Source organism: Acidithiobacillus ferrivorans, assembly GCF_016250455.1.
In the GTDB taxonomy this organism is placed as follows: Bacteria; Pseudomonadota; Gammaproteobacteria; order Acidithiobacillales; family Acidithiobacillaceae; genus Acidithiobacillus; species Acidithiobacillus ferrivorans.
Genome location: NZ_CP059488.1, coordinates 248,417 through 263,745 on the forward strand (window position 1 = coordinate 248,417; position 15,329 = coordinate 263,745).

Sequence of the window (15,329 nt, forward strand, 5' to 3'; positions counted from 1 at the left end):
CAGTATTTATTTAGAGCACTGAACAATGATGCCACCCGATATTGCCATGCGAAACGCGATGTTTGATCTCCAGAAAGGGCGGTACAGGGAGGCCATCGGCGCGTTCCAGATGGTTTGGGGCAACGACCGCGCCCCGGTGATGATGCGCTCGGACGCACTTTCCAACGCCGCCGTGTGCCATTTGCGCCTGCACGACTGGAAATCCGCCGAGGATTCCGCACGCGCCGCAGTAGAGATGGATCCCACGCATGTTGATGCCTGGTTTAATCTGGCGGGCAGCCTGAAAGAGCAGGGGCAGGTGTTGGACGCCCTGCACGCCTTCCGAAAAGTTTGCGAGCTGCATCCGCAACGCATGGATGGATGGCGCTACCGGGCGGAACTCGCAGAGGGCCTAGGGCTTTGGGAAGAAGCGGTGGATGCCTGGTCTGTGGTGTACCAAAAGATGGCCAATGGCCGCGCTTTTGAGGGCCGCGTCGTGTGCATGATCCATGCGGGCAAGGCCCCGCTGGTGGATGAGGAAACCGCCCTTTATCTCGACCAGAACAAGACAGGGAATCTTGCCCGGTATCTTCGGGTACTGGTCCTTTCCGAGCTGCAACGCTTCGATGAAGCCGTGGTACTAACGCACACGATGCACGGCCCGGCGGTCGATCAACTGGTGGCCTGGGTGCTCATCCATGCCGGATACCTCATTGAGGCCCGCGAGCGCGTCAAGGGCCTACCGGAGTGTGCACGGGCGCACGCGCTGCGGATCATGGCGGCTGAAGGGCCGGAGGTCATCGAACGCATCGCCGATGCCCTGACGTACCTGTCTACGCCCAGAAAGGACCATCCGCAAGACATCGCTGATCTGCATTTTCGTCTGGCGCGGATCGCCGAAGAACAGAGCACGCCAGCGGCGGCCATGCAGCACTATCATGCGGCGCACCGGATCATGGCGGTCAGTCAACCCTTCAGCGAAGAGGGCCATCACCAGCTCGACACATGGATCCGCCGGCGACCCTGGTTGCAACTGGCACCACCAGCGCCCCGTGATGGTCCACAATGGATATTCATAGTGGGTATGCCGCGCTCGGGCACAACGCTACTGGAGCAAATACTCGACATGCACCCCGCTTTTCATGGGGCGGGCGAGCTTCACGACATGGCGATGGTGGCCCAGCGGTACTACGCCACGGACAACGGTGAGACCGTACTGCAGGCCTGCGACGCTTTCAGCCGCAAAGCCGGCAATATTGCGCCCCGCGCCGCATGGTGCATCGACAAGATGCCGCATAATTTCGTCCATGCCGGTATGATTCTGCACCTGTTCCCGCGTGCCCGGGTGATCTGGTGCCGCCGTGATCCGATGGATAACTGCACGTCGATCTATCGTCAGCACTTCAGAGGAATCCACCCCTACGCACATGATCTCGGCACGCTGGGGCGGTATTTCCGCTGGCATGAGGAGGTTATGGAGGGATACCGGGAGGATTATCCCCAGCGGGTGCTGGAGGTGTCCTATGAGGCGCTGGTGGACGATATGCAGGGTACCGTGACCGGCCTGCTGCGGGCGCTGGGCAAAGACTGGGATCCAGCCTGCGCACGGTTCTATGAGAATCCAAGACGGATACTCACTGCCAGCCAGGGGCAGGTGAATAAGCCGATTTATCGGGATGCCGTGGGGTCGTGGAAACGGTATCGGGATTACGTTGAAGCATTATTGTTGGAAGAGCCCGTAATGTCGGACTCTGCCAATGAATCACAGAGGAGATAGGATATGCGGCACGTTCTACTGATCGACGGTAATAACATCGGATACGCTTCGATGTATGTGCCAGCCCTCTCACGCCTGGCGCACCATGGCCAGCCGACGGGCGGCGTCATGGGGCTTGCACAGTCGGTCATGCGAATCTCGTCACTATACCCCGGCGCAGTACCCGTGGTGCTTTGGGACGGTCATGCCGCATGGCGAAAATCGCTTTGCCCGGAATATAAGGCCAACCGTAAAGACACGCCGGAAAAAGTGGCGGTAGCCGATAGCTGGCGGCAACAGCAGCCGTTAGCGAGCACATTGTTGCTGCACATGGGCGTGATTCAAATGCGGGCCGTGGATGCGGAGGCCGATGATCTCGCCGGGCGATTGTGTCTGAACGAAGCGCCCGCAGCGCATGGCATAGACCGGGTTACAATGATCTCCGGCGATACCGACTGGTGGCAGGCACTTTCACCGGGTGTCGATTGGTTTACGCCCATCACCGACAAACCGATGTCGCTGGAGATGCTGCGCACCGCCGCCGCTAAAGATGGGCCATTCGCGGGGCCAGATGAATATCTTTTAGCGAAAGCCGTGGCCGGTGATCCATCCGACAACATTCCCGGCGTACCTGGCGTCGGCATGGCAACCGCTCTGAAACTGCTACGACTGCACGGCGGGCTGGAGGGCATACAGCAAGCGGTAGATCAAGGCCACGCCAAAGATAAGAAGTCGGTCGCCATAGCGGCCATGATTCCCGCTATCGAGCGCAACCTGCATATCATGGACTGGCGCAAGGCTCCCGAGCTGCGACCGGGAAATACAGGCGTCATGCGTGAGGACTTCGACGCCCCGGCCTGCCAAACATTTTGCGATGATTTAGGCTTGCATCGTCTGTCTGAACGCTTGGCGGGCGATGCGTCGTGGGACTGCGCCGCGCAATCGTGGGCGTTATCCCCTACCATGGATTTTTGTGTCGCCGCGTGCTGACGCCTGCCGCGTGCTAACGCCCATGGAACTCGTCGGTGCGCTCACCCTGATCTGGGTGCTGATACTGCGTCTGTTTCGCCGCAATATCGTGGCGTTCTGGCTGGCGGCGCTGCCCGGCGTGATTCTGCACGAGATGACGCACTGGATGGTGGCGTTTGCCACTTTCGGGCGCCCCGGCTTTCCCCGATTCATTCCCAAGAAGATGGGGAATGCCTATGCGCTGGGCCGTGTGCCGATCCATAACCCCCGCTGGTTTAATGGGGCACTGATCGGACTGTCCCCTTTGCTGCTCATGCCTCTGGCATACGCGGTTATCGTGTACGGGACGCCTGGGCGGTTCTCGTGGCTGGGTGGCTGGCAGTTCATCCTGACGCCCCTTATAGCGGCTGAGTGCCTGCTGGAGTGCATTCCGTCCAGGCCGGACCTGCGCCTAGTATCCTTGTCGGCGATTCCGCTGGGGATCGTCGGGGTGATGGCTTATCTGTTCTGGGTGCGATAATTTTCTTATCAGGATTCGATTTTAGGATGTGAAATGGGAAAGAAAGTCCAAAAACAGCAGAAAATCGTCTATAACAAGCAGAAAAAGGCCAAAACCGCCGAGTTTTCGCAAGCTGCCGTGCTGGACGCCAAGAAAGATCCAGGACATCTCAGAGCTATCGACATCCTGAAAATGGCGGCGGTTGATCTGCGGAAGCAGGATGTGCGGACTGAACCCACCGCCGAGACGCCAGAGACAAAGCCCGTGAGGCCGCCCAGGAAGCGCCCTGGCCTGGCCAGAAAGGATGCGGGTCCGCCTTTCGTGGATGCCGGAGCGCTGGCTGGCCGCCTTCTGGGGAAATGGGGCAACGTGGCGCTCATCGTCAAGCATGAGCTGCCTATCGCCCTTGGTACTGGGGGCGATCTGGTGGCGACTATCCGAGAGGGGCTTATCGGAAGCCGCCACGTCAAAGACATCACGGCGACAAATGTGCGCATGGCGATCCGTGTTCTGACCGGACGCAAGCCTTATCTGGCCCGGCTGGCGGCACCCGGGTCGGTGCGCTATCACCTCGATCTGCGGGTAGCTGGTCCGGTGTCGGATGAACACCGGCAAGAAGCTAGAGACCGCCTCAAGACACGTTTTGGAATGTCCGATGAGGATGTGGATGCGCTAATTCAGTCTGTATGCAGTAACAGTACCCCTCGGCAATAGTCGGTTCACTAAGAAAAGGAGAATGGCCTTGAAGAAATCAGAATTGGTGGCAGCGCTGGCGTATCACGCCGAAAGCAGCAAGACTGAAGCAGAGCGTTTTCTGGAAGCCTTCGGCAAGACGATTCATGCCGAGATCACGAAGGTGGTGAAGATCGTCGTCCCAGAAGTGGGCACGTTCCAGCTTTCACGCAAGGAAGCACGAAAGGGGCGGAATCCGCAGACGGGTGAAGAGATCCAGATCGCGGCGCGTAATAATGTGACGTTCAAGGCCGCCAAGTCGCTTCAGGACAAGGTGAACCCATAAAAATGACCGTTACCAAGCTGGATTTAACCCGCCACCTATCCGACACCGTCGGGCTGTCGGCAACAGACAGCAAGCTGGTGGTCGAGGCGATATTCGACACCATCCGCACGACCCTGGCCTCTGGCGAAGACGTGAAGCTCTCAGGCTTCGGCAATTTTGTCCTGCTGCATAAAAATGCGCGTCCGGGGCGGAATCCGACGAATATGGATCCGGTCGAAATTTCCGCACGCCGGGTGGTGACGTACCGGAGCAGCCGGATAGTGCGCGAGAAAGCGAATGGCTGACCCAGAAAATAACACCAGAATAACCTGTGGCTCCTGCCGCCATTTCACGCCGGACGTTATAGGTACCAACGGCATCGGGCGCTGCGGGAAGACACAGGTCGGGCTACCGCCTTCGGGCAAGGCAGACGATGGTTATCTGGCGTGCTTTCCGAATGCAAGGCGAAAGTGCGAGGGGTTTGCATCAGGTCAATAGCTTCCCAACATCAGGGTAGGGGGACTGGAAGACCGTGGAACCCTATTGAAAGAGGCATTGCGTGCTTTAATTCGAGAACGTGCCCACCGTCTGAGTCGCTTGGGTGGCACAGAGCCACAACTAGCGGATGTTCCCCGTCGGGGGATCTCGCCGAGTGATTCACCGAAAGAACCATCAGATGCCTTTCGCGGCCTATGGTTGCCTGCAATGAATGCAATGCCTATACTAAATCGAAATTGGCGAAACGCGGAGTTATCATGGCCATCATCACCATTCGGAACCTGGATGAATCCGTAAAAACCAGCCTTCGCATCCGTGCGGCGACCCACGGGCTGTCTATGGAAGAAGAAGCCAGACAGATTCTACGCGCTGCTCTGCAATCGTCGGAGCAACAGGGAGGCAATCTGGCGCAGAGGATTCGAGCGCGAATGGAGCCTCTTGGCGGAGTGGATTTGCCGACCATGCCTAGAGATCCTGTTCGGGATCCTCCCGACTTCCAATGATTGTACTGGATACCAACGTCATTTCAGAGTTGCTTCGCCCCGCTCCAGCCGGACAGGTCATGTCCTGGATAGCCAGCCAACCATTAGATAATCTCTACACGACGAGCATCACGCAGGCAGAGATGTTTTATGGAGTGCGTATCTTGCCGGAAGGAAGTCGCCGAACCAACCTCGAACAGGCTATCGCTGCTATCTTTCGGGAAGACTTTGCGGGGCGAATACTTCCCTTTGATGGAGGCGCTGCAATGGCGTTTGCAGAGATCGCCGCTCAGAGGAAGTTGTCTGGGCGGGCTATTCCCCAGGCGGATACCCAGATTGCCGCCATCACCCATTTTCGGCAGGCGCATCTGGCCACCCGCAACATCTCAGACTTCGAGGATCTCAGCATTCCGCTTATCAATCCTTGGGTATCGCAGGAAGCGTCATCATGATGGAATTTCACCCACACGCTGTTGCCTATCTGGATATTTTGGGGTTTTCAAATTTCGTGAAGGCGGCAGAGGAAGACTCGATCAAGTTGAAACAATTAGATATGTTGTTTAACGAGATTATCCCAAGAGAAATCAGTTCAGAGGGTAGAAATTCCGCATTTCCAGACAATATGGAACTAAAGTGTTTGAGCTGTTCAGATAGCTTGGTTATCTCTGCACCAATCTCCGAAAAGTCACCATACCCTCCGCTTGTCGCCGTCTCTATTAAAGCCATCCAGATTACACACGCGCTACTGGATATGGGATTCCTGGTGCGTGGCGCTATTGCCGTTGGGAATGCCCATTGCACTGAATCAAACATCTTTGGGACTGGTTTTCAGCAAGCGGTAGAAGGGGAAAAGAGTGCAGTTGACCCGCAAATAATGCTAAATGAATCAGCGGTGCAAGCACTAGATGGATTGAAAGGCTCCCTTTATGGCAATTTAGGCATATTTGCAAAAAATAATTCAGGCCAGATTATTCTGGACTCGATTTACCCAGAACAGAATTATCTTCCCAACAAAAATGGTGATGTTGAAGAATATTTCAAGAAATATCGTCAGATAATTATGGATAATCTTGTCCACATAAATCCAGAAGCAAGGCGGAAGTGGCTCTGGTTTTCTGGCCTGTTTAATGCGAACGTCAAGTATTTCACAAGCCGTTTCGGTTTTTTGAAAGATAAAACTATGATGATAAGTGATGATGAATTGCCAGATATTGTAATAAATTACCTGAACCCGCCTCCTGCAGACAGCACCTGGTTACAGGAACGATCCCCGCAGCCTCTCTGTGTGAAAATAAAAGCCCCTGAGCGCTCACCCAAAGAAGAGAGCTAATCCCCCATGTCCGCAAACACCATCCACGACATCCTCGCCCAGTTCCGCCAGTACACCGTCGATCAGCGCGGCAAGGGAGATGCCTTTGAGCGATTGATGGCGGCTTTTCTGCGTCTAGATCCGATGTTCGCGGACCAGTTCTCGGGTGTCTGGCTCTGGAAGGATTGGCCGGAGCTGCAAGCCCATGGATTCACTGCCCAGGACAAAGGGGTGGATCTCGTGGCCGAGGACCGTGATGTCGGTTTTTGCGCGATCCAGTGCAAGTTCTATGGGGAAGATCAGCGCATTTCCATGGATGATCTGGGGACGTTCTTCATGCTCTCCGGCAGGGAGCCATTTACCAGCCGTCTGATTATTTCCACTACAGATCACTGGGGGAAAAACGCCGATGAGATGCTGGACACCCAACAAATCCGCGTTCGCCGTATCGGTCTAACCGATCTAGAAAACAGCGTCATTGACTGGTCCGCCTTCGACGTGGAGAAGCCGGAATCCTTGCGCCGCAAGACGGGCAAGCAGATTCGCCCGCACCAGGAGTCTGCGCGTGGGGATGTGCTGATGGGCTTTCAGGGCCATGACCGGGGCAAGCTCATTATGGCCTGCGGTACGGGCAAGACCTATACCTCATTGTCCATCATGGAATCCATGGTGCAACCCGGTGGCCATGTACTCTTTCTGGTGCCGTCCCTGGCTTTGTTGGCGCAAACGCTTCGAGAATGGACGGCAGAGGCCCATGCACCGTTGCGCTGCTATGCAGTTTGCTCTGACAGTAAAGTTGGCAAAGAAGAGGAAGACATCCGGGTTCATGATCTTGCTTATCCTGCGACGACTGATTTTCAGAAGCTCGCCAAGCACCTGAACCGCACATCCGACGATGGCCGGATTACGGTGATCTTCTCCACCTACCAATCCATCGAAGTCGTGCATGAAGCGCAAAAGGCTGGGTGCCCAGCCTTTGATTTGGTGATCTGTGATGAGGCCCATCGCACGGCGGGGGTGGCTCAGTTCGACAACGAGAAGAATACGCTGGAATACTCCCATTTTGTGCGCGTCCATGATAACGACTATATCCACGCTCAAAAGCGCCTCTACATGACGGCCACCCCGAAGATTTACAAAGATGACGCCAGCCGTAAGGCCGAGGAGAAGGGCCACCTGGTCTATTCCATGAGCAATGAGGCCCACTTCGGGCCGGTCTTTCACCGCTTGAGCTTTGCCGAGGCGGTGGATCGGGATCTCCTGTCTGACTACAAGGTGCTGATCCTGGCCGTAGATCAGGAAAGCATCCTGCAAGAGCTGGAGGATCGCATTGGCGACTCCGGGGACAGCCTGAAGCTGGATGATGCCGTGAAGATTGTGGGCTGCTGGAATGGTCTTGCCAAGCGTGGTGCCTTTGGCAGCGTGGACTTCGGGGGTGACGCGCAGCCCATGCGAACCGCCGTGGCTTTTGCCGGTACCATCCCGCACTCCAAGCTGTTGGCCAGGGAGTTCATGGCGGTCGTGGACGAGCTTCGGGAGGATGGAGATGGAACCATGGCCCTTGAGGCCGAGCACGTCGATGGCACTATGGATGTTCTGACGCGCAACCATAAGCTCGATTGGCTCAAGGCGAATACGGGCAGGGGTGAAAACACCTGCCGTATCCTCACCAACGTCCGTTGTCTGTCTGAGGGCGTGGACGTGCCGGCACTCGACGCTGTGATCTTCCTGAATCCCCGCGATTCCATTGTGGATGTGGTTCAGAGCGTTGGCCGCGTCATGCGTAAGGCTCCGGGAAAGAAGTACGGCTATGTGATTCTGCCCATCGGCATACCGGGCGATAAAGACCCGGGAAAGGCCCTTGACGACAATAAGAAGTATCGGGTGGTCTGGCAGGTGCTCAATGCTCTGCGTGCCCACGATGACCGCCTGGAGCGCGAGTTTGCCACCATCGACCTGAACAAGAAGAAAGACGACAAGATCAATGTGATCGGTGTCAAGGCTGTTACCCCGCCCAAAAAGGACCGGGTAGATGTCGATGGCGTCCAGTCTGCCTTCGAGTTGACCGAGGAGAACCTGAGCCAGTGGAAGGACGCCATTTACGCTAAGGTGGTCGAGAAGTGCGGCGACCGGCGCTACTGGGAGTCCTGGGCCAAGGACGTGGCCGAGATCGCCCAGAATCACCGTCGGCGCATCGAGCATCTCCTGAAACATCCAAGGCCTGGCACGAAAGAGGCTTTTGATACTTTTCTCGGCGGTCTGCGCGAGAATATCAACCCCAATATCAGCCGCGATGAGGCTGTGGAAATGCTTTCGCAGCATATCGTCACCCGGCCCGTATTCGATGCGCTGTTTTCCGGCTACGCATTCACCAGCCACAACCCCGTCTCCCAGGCTATGCAGGGGATGCTGGATATACTGGAGGGGCAGGCGCTCGAAAAGGACACGGAAAACCTCAAGGACTTCTATGACAGCGTGCGCCAACGCGCATCCGGCCTGGATAATCATGAGGCCCGCCAGCGGGTGATCGTGGAGCTGTATGAGAAGTTTTTCAGCACTGCGTTCAAATCCATGACGGATCGACTGGGGATCGTATATACCCCGGTGGAAATCGTGGACTTCATCGTTAAAAGTGCTGACGTGGCACTCCAAAAAGAGTTCGGTGTACGGCTGGCCGATGAGCATGTCCATATCCTTGATCCCTTTACCGGAACGGGCACGTTCCTTGTACGCCTGCTCCAGAACGGACTGATCCAGCCTGAGAAACTGCCCTACAAATATGCCCACGAGCTGCATGCCAATGAGATTGTGCTGCTGGCCTACTATATTGCCGCCATCAACATCGAGGCGGCCTATCACGATATATCTGGGCAGGATTACCAGCCGTTCCCCGGTATCGTGCTCACCGACACCTTCATGATGGGGGATCAGAAAGGACAGAAGAAAACGGAGATGTTCTCCCAGGAAAATAGCGAACGCGCACGCCGACAGAATCAGGCGGATATAAGGGTGATAATTGGAAATCCGCCCTACTCATCCGGTCAGAAAAATGCTAATGATAACAACCAAAATTTCAAGTATGAGGCATTGGATGCGAGCATACGGAATACCTATGCGGCTTATTCAACCGCCGGCAGTAAAATTGACCTTTATGACAGCTATATGAGGGCCTTCCGCTGGGCATCCAACCGCATCAAGGACCAGGGCGTGATCTGCTTTGTGAGCAATGGTGGCTGGATTGACGGGAATACCATGGACGGCTTCCGCAAATCGTTGACGGAGGAGTTTACGAGCATCTATGTGTTTAACCTGCGGGGGAATTTTCGGAAGTTTGACAAAAAAGAAGGCGGCAATATATTTGGTCAAGGAAGTGGAGCAACCATCGCCATTACTCTGTTGATTAGGAATCCGGCCAAGACTGGGCCTTGCAATATCCATTACCGGGATATTGGCGATTATCTGTCGTGTGAAGAAAAGCTGAAGATTGTGCAGGACTCTACCAGCATCGAGAATGTGCCATGGGGACGGATAACGCCCAATGAAAGCCATGATTGGATCAATAAGAGAAGTGAGGATTTTAGTTCATTTATGGCCGTTGGGGATAAATCAGGAGAATGTAAAAAGGTTATATTTTCAATTTATTCTCTTGGAGTAGCATCACATAGAGATGCTTGGGTATATAACTTTAGCAGGCCCGCATTAGCAAAGAATATACGGGGAATGATCGAATTCTACAATGAACAGGCCCGTCAGAGATATTCTGGCAGCGCAGATTCCCAACGAATCAGTTGGTCTCGCGGACTGAAAAATGACTGTGAGCGCGGCATTATTCATGTGGGCAATATGCAAAACAAGGTTGGAAACCGCAAGCCCAGCGGCTTTGATCGATCGGATGGTCTTAAATGCTTCTGGTTGGAACGTCCCATTGGACGGTAGGCAGCGGAACGCGATCAGTCTTTGAGTTCCAGTTGGACCGCATCAGTCCTTGTGGTAACCGGACGTGATAATGCAATTTCCAACGCTGTTTCAAGCCGAATTACCCGCTCCGTTAGATTCTCAATCTTTTCCTGCTGTGACTTTGCTGTGCCGGCCAGTGCCTCAACCTTGTCATTCATCTTGATGACGGTGGTTAACGCATCCCACATCTTGTCCGTGATTGCCATCAATACACCCGCCCAGATTCCATGGCTGCAATACGTTTGTTTGAGGTATCCACAAAGGACAATGCGTCGTCAACGGCAGCACTCGCCTGGGCAGTTGTCTTCAACATCTGGTCAATCATCCCCTCCAGCATCTTCTCGTCCTCGCTCGGGCGGAACGACGAGGCGGCGCGGCGTAGAAACTCTCCCATCGACATATGAGCGTCCCGGGCCATCTTGGAGATCAGTGCCTTCTCCTGCGAAGTCACCAGAACCGGAATGCGTTCATTGGCTGTTGCCATTGCTTTCTCCTTGCTGTGCATGTTCAGCACATGTGTATCATAAATGGAGCCCGCAAAAAATCAAGTGGGCTTGCAACCATGTTTTGCACAAAACGGAGGTTGGTCGGGTTTGATGCGAGCAAAGACTTCCCACCTCAGTTTGCACATAGCCTTCATGTGTACGAAGAAGAAGCAGTGCGGATTGGTGCCTATCGGCCATTCGTTCATGAGTGGTTTTACACCAGTCGCCAGATGAACGATATGGTTTACAAGATGCCGGTATTATTCCCCACGGCCCACCATCAAAACCTCGCTATCGTTCTTCCGGGTACGGGGCATAGAAAAGATTTTTCAGTCTTAATAGTTGATACGACACCAGATTTGCACGTTCACATGGATGGCGCACAATGCTTCCCCTTCTATTACTACGAAAAGCCATCCGAACAAAAGGGCCAGGGCGGCCTGTTGGAAGATGTGGAGATGGCAACGGATGCCGACGGTTATGTCCGCCGCGACGCCATCACCGATGCGGCATTGGCGGACTACCGCGCCCATTATCTGGACGGGTCCATCGGTAAAGAGGATATTTTCTACTACGTCTATGGCATTCTGCACTCCCCAGAGTACCGGGAACGCTATGCCAACGACCTCAAGAAGATGCTCCCCAGAATTCCTTTTGCACCAGACTTCTGGGCATTCAGCAAGGCCGGGCGGGATCTCGCCTACTGGCACTTGAACTATGAAAAGATCGATCCCTATGAGGGGCTGGAAATCGTCATCAAGGACTCGGCGAAGAACCTGCCGCCCCACACGCTCTATCACATCGATAAGATGGAGTTTGCCAAGCTGACGGGACGGGAGAGGGACAAGACTATCATCCACTGTAACGGATACATCACCATCAAGGGTGTCCCGCTGGAAGCCTATGAGTATGTCGTGAACGGCAAGCCCGCTATCGAGTGGATCATGGAGCGTTACAAGATCACTGTGGACAAGGACAGCGGGATCAGGAACGACCCAAATGACTGGTGCCGGGAGCACGAGGATCCAGAATATATTTTCAGGCTTGTTCAGCAGGTTGTAAGGGTGAGTGTGGAGACGGTGAGGATTGTGGGTAATCTGGTTGGGTTGGTGTGATGACAGTCATGAATTGGATCGTGGAGCATTTAACAGGGGTTGCAACAATGACATTGGCTGTTGTGACATCCGTGATGACAGCAGCTACCTTTTATTTGGGTTATGAGTCTCGGGAAGCAAACAGAAAAGAGGAGGAAAGAGAGCGCAAGCGAAATAGCCCAATGCTGGTCATGAACTTTGAGGCCAATGATGACGAAGAGAACGATCGTCGAGCGATTGGTTTTAGCATGTTTAGCGACAAAAGTACCAGCCATCCTGGTGCACATATTTCTGGGCGGCTAACGAACATTTCTTCGGCATTCGCAATAGATTGTAGGTTGAATATATCCTATTTGTCCGATCAAAAAATTATACCCGAGTTCAATAACCTTCAAGTAGCTTCTGGATTAGGTCACAACGGCTTTGTTAATGTAGACAAGAGAATTACGCTAGATGATCTCGACGAAAGCACTGCGTTTGAAATAAATGGATCAAAGTGCTTTCATGGTGGCATCAATGGATTATTTAACTCCATTGTTTCATCGAATGAGTATTATCCTTTTTATATGGATTTTACATGTAAAAATATCTATGGCGACTCTTATGCCACCAGATATAGGATGATGCTATCAGTGAAAAGATCTGTCCCACAAGCAGCATTAGAAATGAGGTTTGTTCAGTGTGGTGAGTATGACGATCACCGTTTCGATTTTAAGGGTTCCGGGAATCTTCCAGCAGGTGCAAATACCTGCTCGTAGTCCCAATATTACTATGCCCAAGATTCTCCTGTACCTGCTTGAGTTCAATGCCCTTGGCCAGCCACATGCTGGCCGCTGTATGTCGTAGCAGGTGAGGCCCCTGCTGGGTCTTGTGAATGTCCGCACGCTCCAGTAGACGACTCACGATCATATAGAGCATAGCGATGGTCAGGCCGTTACCCTGGTCGGTCACAAAAAGGCTGCCATCGCGGGTGGTGAGCCGTCGGCGAGTCCGGAGCCAGCTTTGCATCCGGGGTGCGTGATGCGGTTCGAAGCGCACCAGGCGTTCCTTGTCGCCCTTGCCGATCACCTTGAGGCGTCCTGCCAGGTATCCATCGCCATCGGCTATAGTGAGGCCACACACCTCACTCGCCCGCAGGCCGGTGTCGAGTATCAATCCGATGAGAGCCGCATCGCGGATACCGGCAATCGTCTCCAATCTTCCCGCCTCGAAGCGCAGACGGTCGATCTCATCCCATTCCAGCACGGTTTTGAGTCTGCTGGCCGTTCTTCCGCCTCTGCCACCGCTTTTGCGCTTCTGGTCATCTACAAACTCCCTTGCGGGATTTCCGAAGTTTTCTTCGTTGGATTCGAGATAATCAAAGAACAGTACAAGGCTGGATGATCTAACAGTCTGCGTGTTTTTCGGCGCTATAGCTCCAATTTTACCGCTAACGACGTACTTGCGTACCAGATGGATGCTGACTTCCTGAATCTCCATTACCCCGTCGAAGTCCACAAACTCCAGGAAGCGGCGCACTGTTACCCCATATAGGCGGATTGTGGCTACCGAGTAGGGGTTTCTGAAGTTTGGCCCCACAAGCCACCGGGTGAAGCGGTTTGTCAGCCCGTCAACGTCGATCATGACCCCTGTTTCCCCTGCCTGAATGAGCCCTAGTTAGTATAATATAGGTTATCATAACTACAGTATCCTCATGTCACGCCACCAACCCCCCAGAACGTGAGTGCATTATCATAACATCATAACGACAACCTATCGTCAATATCTGTTATATGCGATATAATCCAAGCCGTATCGTGGTTACGAGGAGATTGACCGCCATGGCAAAGAACATCGCAGGTATTCCGGTTCGCAGGGTTTCCGCAGAATTTAGCGGGGATGAAGCCGTTGATCTGGAGATCATCGAGGTATCACTCGGATTGAACCGAGTCACCCGCAGCAAAAGCGAAAGGGACACAAAGTTGATGCAAGTGGCCTTGGCTGCTTTAGGAAAGGTCATTGAGCAGTATCGTTTGGAAAGTGGGGAAAGATACCCGGATTTCGGCGACTTTGCCGCATGGCTCGGCATAAAAACAGATGGTGCGTCCGGCATTGATGAAATTCACCATTCTTCATCCGATGGCGCAGAATTGCAGAATCATGTTGCGAAGACGGAAGGACAGGATGCTGTGGTATAAGGCGCTCTCGGCCTCGCTCATGCTGGGGTTTGTCCCATTGGCCGCGCATGGGGCGTCATGGGTGCAATACTGGCGGCAACTTGATCATTCCGCCTATGTCCAGGTCGGCCATGGCCCCGTCGTGGTCTACGACTTTTTCGACCCAAATTGCTCTTACTGCCCCGTACCGTACAAGCTGGAACAGCAGTTTATCCAGAAGGAAAACTGACGGTGCGTTACATCCCCGTAGGATTCCTGACGCCCTCCAGTTTGGGGAAGTCGGCGGCCATCCTGGAGGCACCGAATCCTCCTGCGGCCCTCGCCGTAGACATGAAGGGCGTTGTGCAAAACGGCACGGGCGGCGTCCGAGCCATAGACCCTGACGCTGCAGCGCGGGCCGGGCTGCAGTACAACCGCTCGATGCTCATTGAGACGGGCGTGGACATTGTGCCGGATCTCGTGTTCCGGCTTCCGGATGGCCATGTGGGCATGATTAAAGGTGTTTTCCCGGACTCTGTTTTGCGCGATATTGTTCACGGCAGGATGCCGTAAGGGGGATGTAATGCAAGGAAGATCCGTTCCTTATGTGCCTCACAGGCCTTATGCCAAAGGGCCAGCGATGCGGCCCGTCTTGCGGTCGGTGGCGAGCACCTTTGCGGTGCCGCCGGCGGCCACTGTGGTGGCCAGGCCCGCACCAAAGATCGACGTGGTGCCCGTCAAAGAACATTCGCCCGCGGCAAAGAAGCCGCGTAAACCGCGCATCGACCACAAGGCCATTGCGCAGGAACAGGCCCGCCTGCTGCACGCATCGAGCCACCCGGCTACCGGGTGGATTACGGCACTCTGGGAGAATGAAGAGAAACAGCGGCGCTACCAGGTAGACTTATGTCAGGACCTCTTCGGAGAATGGCTCCTGATTCACTCGTGGTGGCGTAAAAACACACCGTTTGGCGGCAGAAAGAAAGCCTATCTCGGATTTGCTCCCTCCGCTGAGGAAGTCACGGCTCTGCTGTATGACGCGGCACTACGCCGGTCGAAGCATGGGTACCGGATACTGGCCGATGAGCGCATCCGGAGCGCAGTTCACCAATAGGCGGTTATCATGGCGTCGCAGATTGTAACCACACTTTGCTTGGAGCCGCGAGACG

General features: G+C 54.5%; 19 protein-coding genes. 16 read left to right on the forward strand and 3 right to left on the reverse strand.

Going from position 1 to position 15,329, the window contains the following annotated elements; translation table 11 throughout:
• Nucleotides 1-46: 46 nt before the first annotated feature.
• From H2515_RS01220 to H2515_RS01265, 10 genes are all read left to right on the forward strand, one after another.
• On the forward strand, nucleotides 47-1,756 hold the full coding sequence (locus H2515_RS01220) for a tetratricopeptide repeat-containing sulfotransferase family protein (protein ID WP_198660727.1): 1,710 nt from the start codon (nucleotides 47-49) through the stop codon (nucleotides 1,754-1,756).
• A 3-nt stretch (nucleotides 1,757-1,759) separates the two neighbouring features.
• A complete protein-coding gene (locus H2515_RS01225) occupies nucleotides 1,760-2,725 on the forward strand; it encodes a 5'-3' exonuclease family protein (protein WP_198660728.1) in 966 nt (321 codons plus the stop codon).
• The gene (locus H2515_RS01230) at nucleotides 2,709-3,224 is read left to right on the forward strand and encodes a hypothetical protein (RefSeq protein ID WP_198660729.1); all 516 of its coding nucleotides are present in this window, start codon (nucleotides 2,709-2,711) and stop codon (nucleotides 3,222-3,224) included. The genes H2515_RS01225 and H2515_RS01230 overlap by 17 nt, the downstream gene beginning before the upstream one ends.
• Nucleotides 3,225-3,257: 33 nt before the next feature.
• On the forward strand, nucleotides 3,258-3,917 hold the full coding sequence (locus tag H2515_RS01235) for a ProQ/FINO family protein (RefSeq protein WP_198660730.1): 660 nt from the start codon (nucleotides 3,258-3,260) through the stop codon (nucleotides 3,915-3,917).
• Nucleotides 3,918-3,939: 22 nt separating this feature from the next.
• Entirely contained in the window at nucleotides 3,940-4,221 is a 282-nt protein-coding gene (locus H2515_RS01240; protein ID WP_232821490.1) for an HU family DNA-binding protein, read from the forward strand.
• 2 nt (nucleotides 4,222-4,223) lie between these two features.
• Nucleotides 4,224-4,505 carry an HU family DNA-binding protein gene (locus H2515_RS01245; protein ID WP_198660732.1) on the forward strand — a complete coding sequence of 94 codons (282 nt, stop codon included), beginning with the start codon at nucleotides 4,224-4,226 and terminating at the stop codon, nucleotides 4,503-4,505.
• A gap of 450 nt (nucleotides 4,506-4,955) precedes the next feature.
• Complete coding sequence (locus H2515_RS01250; RefSeq protein WP_035195000.1) at nucleotides 4,956-5,201, forward strand: FitA-like ribbon-helix-helix domain-containing protein; 246 nt, start codon at nucleotides 4,956-4,958, stop codon at nucleotides 5,199-5,201.
• Nucleotides 5,198-5,632 carry a type II toxin-antitoxin system VapC family toxin gene (locus tag H2515_RS01255; protein ID WP_198660733.1) on the forward strand — a complete coding sequence of 145 codons (435 nt, stop codon included), beginning with the start codon at nucleotides 5,198-5,200 and terminating at the stop codon, nucleotides 5,630-5,632. Before H2515_RS01250 ends, H2515_RS01255 begins: the two co-directional genes overlap by 4 nt.
• Nucleotides 5,629-6,510, forward strand: a complete 882-nt coding sequence (locus H2515_RS01260; protein WP_198660734.1) for a hypothetical protein — start codon at nucleotides 5,629-5,631, stop codon at nucleotides 6,508-6,510. The genes H2515_RS01255 and H2515_RS01260 overlap by 4 nt, the downstream gene beginning before the upstream one ends.
• Before the next feature lie 6 nt (nucleotides 6,511-6,516).
• Nucleotides 6,517-10,425 (forward strand): DEAD/DEAH box helicase, encoded by a 3,909-nt coding sequence (locus H2515_RS01265; RefSeq protein ID WP_198660735.1) that lies wholly within the window; start codon nucleotides 6,517-6,519, stop codon nucleotides 10,423-10,425.
• Between the two features lie 14 nt (nucleotides 10,426-10,439).
• Here the strand turns inward: H2515_RS01265 and H2515_RS01270 are convergent, their stop codons facing one another.
• Nucleotides 10,440-10,652, reverse strand: a complete 213-nt coding sequence (locus H2515_RS01270; protein ID WP_064219364.1) for a hypothetical protein — start codon at nucleotides 10,650-10,652, stop codon at nucleotides 10,440-10,442.
• Nucleotides 10,652-10,930 carry a plasmid mobilization protein gene (locus H2515_RS01275; RefSeq protein ID WP_012606742.1) on the reverse strand — a complete coding sequence of 93 codons (279 nt, stop codon included), beginning with the start codon at nucleotides 10,928-10,930 and terminating at the stop codon, nucleotides 10,652-10,654. Before H2515_RS01275 ends, H2515_RS01270 begins: the two co-directional genes overlap by 1 nt.
• Nucleotides 10,931-11,086: 156 nt before the next feature.
• Here H2515_RS01275 and H2515_RS01280 point away from each other — a divergent pair, with 156 nt between their 5' ends.
• Both H2515_RS01280 and H2515_RS01285 read left to right on the forward strand, forming a co-directional pair.
• Nucleotides 11,087-12,046 (forward strand): type ISP restriction/modification enzyme, encoded by a 960-nt coding sequence (locus tag H2515_RS01280; RefSeq protein ID WP_198660736.1) that lies wholly within the window; start codon nucleotides 11,087-11,089, stop codon nucleotides 12,044-12,046.
• 8 nt (nucleotides 12,047-12,054) lie between these two features.
• Nucleotides 12,055-12,783 carry a hypothetical protein gene (locus H2515_RS01285; protein WP_198660737.1) on the forward strand — a complete coding sequence of 243 codons (729 nt, stop codon included), beginning with the start codon at nucleotides 12,055-12,057 and terminating at the stop codon, nucleotides 12,781-12,783.
• Here the strand turns inward: H2515_RS01285 and H2515_RS01290 are convergent.
• Nucleotides 12,737-13,648, reverse strand: coding sequence for a tyrosine-type recombinase/integrase (locus H2515_RS01290; RefSeq protein WP_198660738.1), 912 nt, complete (start codon nucleotides 13,646-13,648; stop codon nucleotides 12,737-12,739). The two genes, H2515_RS01285 and H2515_RS01290, sit on opposite strands and share 47 nt — an antisense overlap.
• Before the next feature lie 197 nt (nucleotides 13,649-13,845).
• Between H2515_RS01290 and H2515_RS01295 the strand changes: the two genes are divergently transcribed.
• From H2515_RS01295 to H2515_RS01305, 4 genes are read left to right on the forward strand one after another with little or no spacing between them, the layout of a single operon-like run.
• A complete protein-coding gene (locus tag H2515_RS01295; protein ID WP_198660739.1) occupies nucleotides 13,846-14,202 on the forward strand; it encodes a hypothetical protein in 357 nt (118 codons plus the stop codon).
• Nucleotides 14,189-14,410 carry a hypothetical protein gene (locus tag H2515_RS15935; RefSeq protein WP_232821492.1) on the forward strand — a complete coding sequence of 74 codons (222 nt, stop codon included), beginning with the start codon at nucleotides 14,189-14,191 and terminating at the stop codon, nucleotides 14,408-14,410. Before H2515_RS01295 ends, H2515_RS15935 begins: the two co-directional genes overlap by 14 nt.
• Nucleotides 14,411-14,412: 2 nt before the next feature.
• Nucleotides 14,413-14,733: a hypothetical protein gene (locus H2515_RS15940; protein ID WP_232821493.1), complete on the forward strand. Its 321-nt coding sequence runs from the start codon at nucleotides 14,413-14,415 to the stop codon at nucleotides 14,731-14,733.
• Nucleotides 14,734-14,743: 10 nt separating this feature from the next.
• Nucleotides 14,744-15,274 (forward strand): hypothetical protein, encoded by a 531-nt coding sequence (locus H2515_RS01305; protein ID WP_198660740.1) that lies wholly within the window; start codon nucleotides 14,744-14,746, stop codon nucleotides 15,272-15,274.
• Nucleotides 15,275-15,329 lie beyond the last annotated feature (55 nt).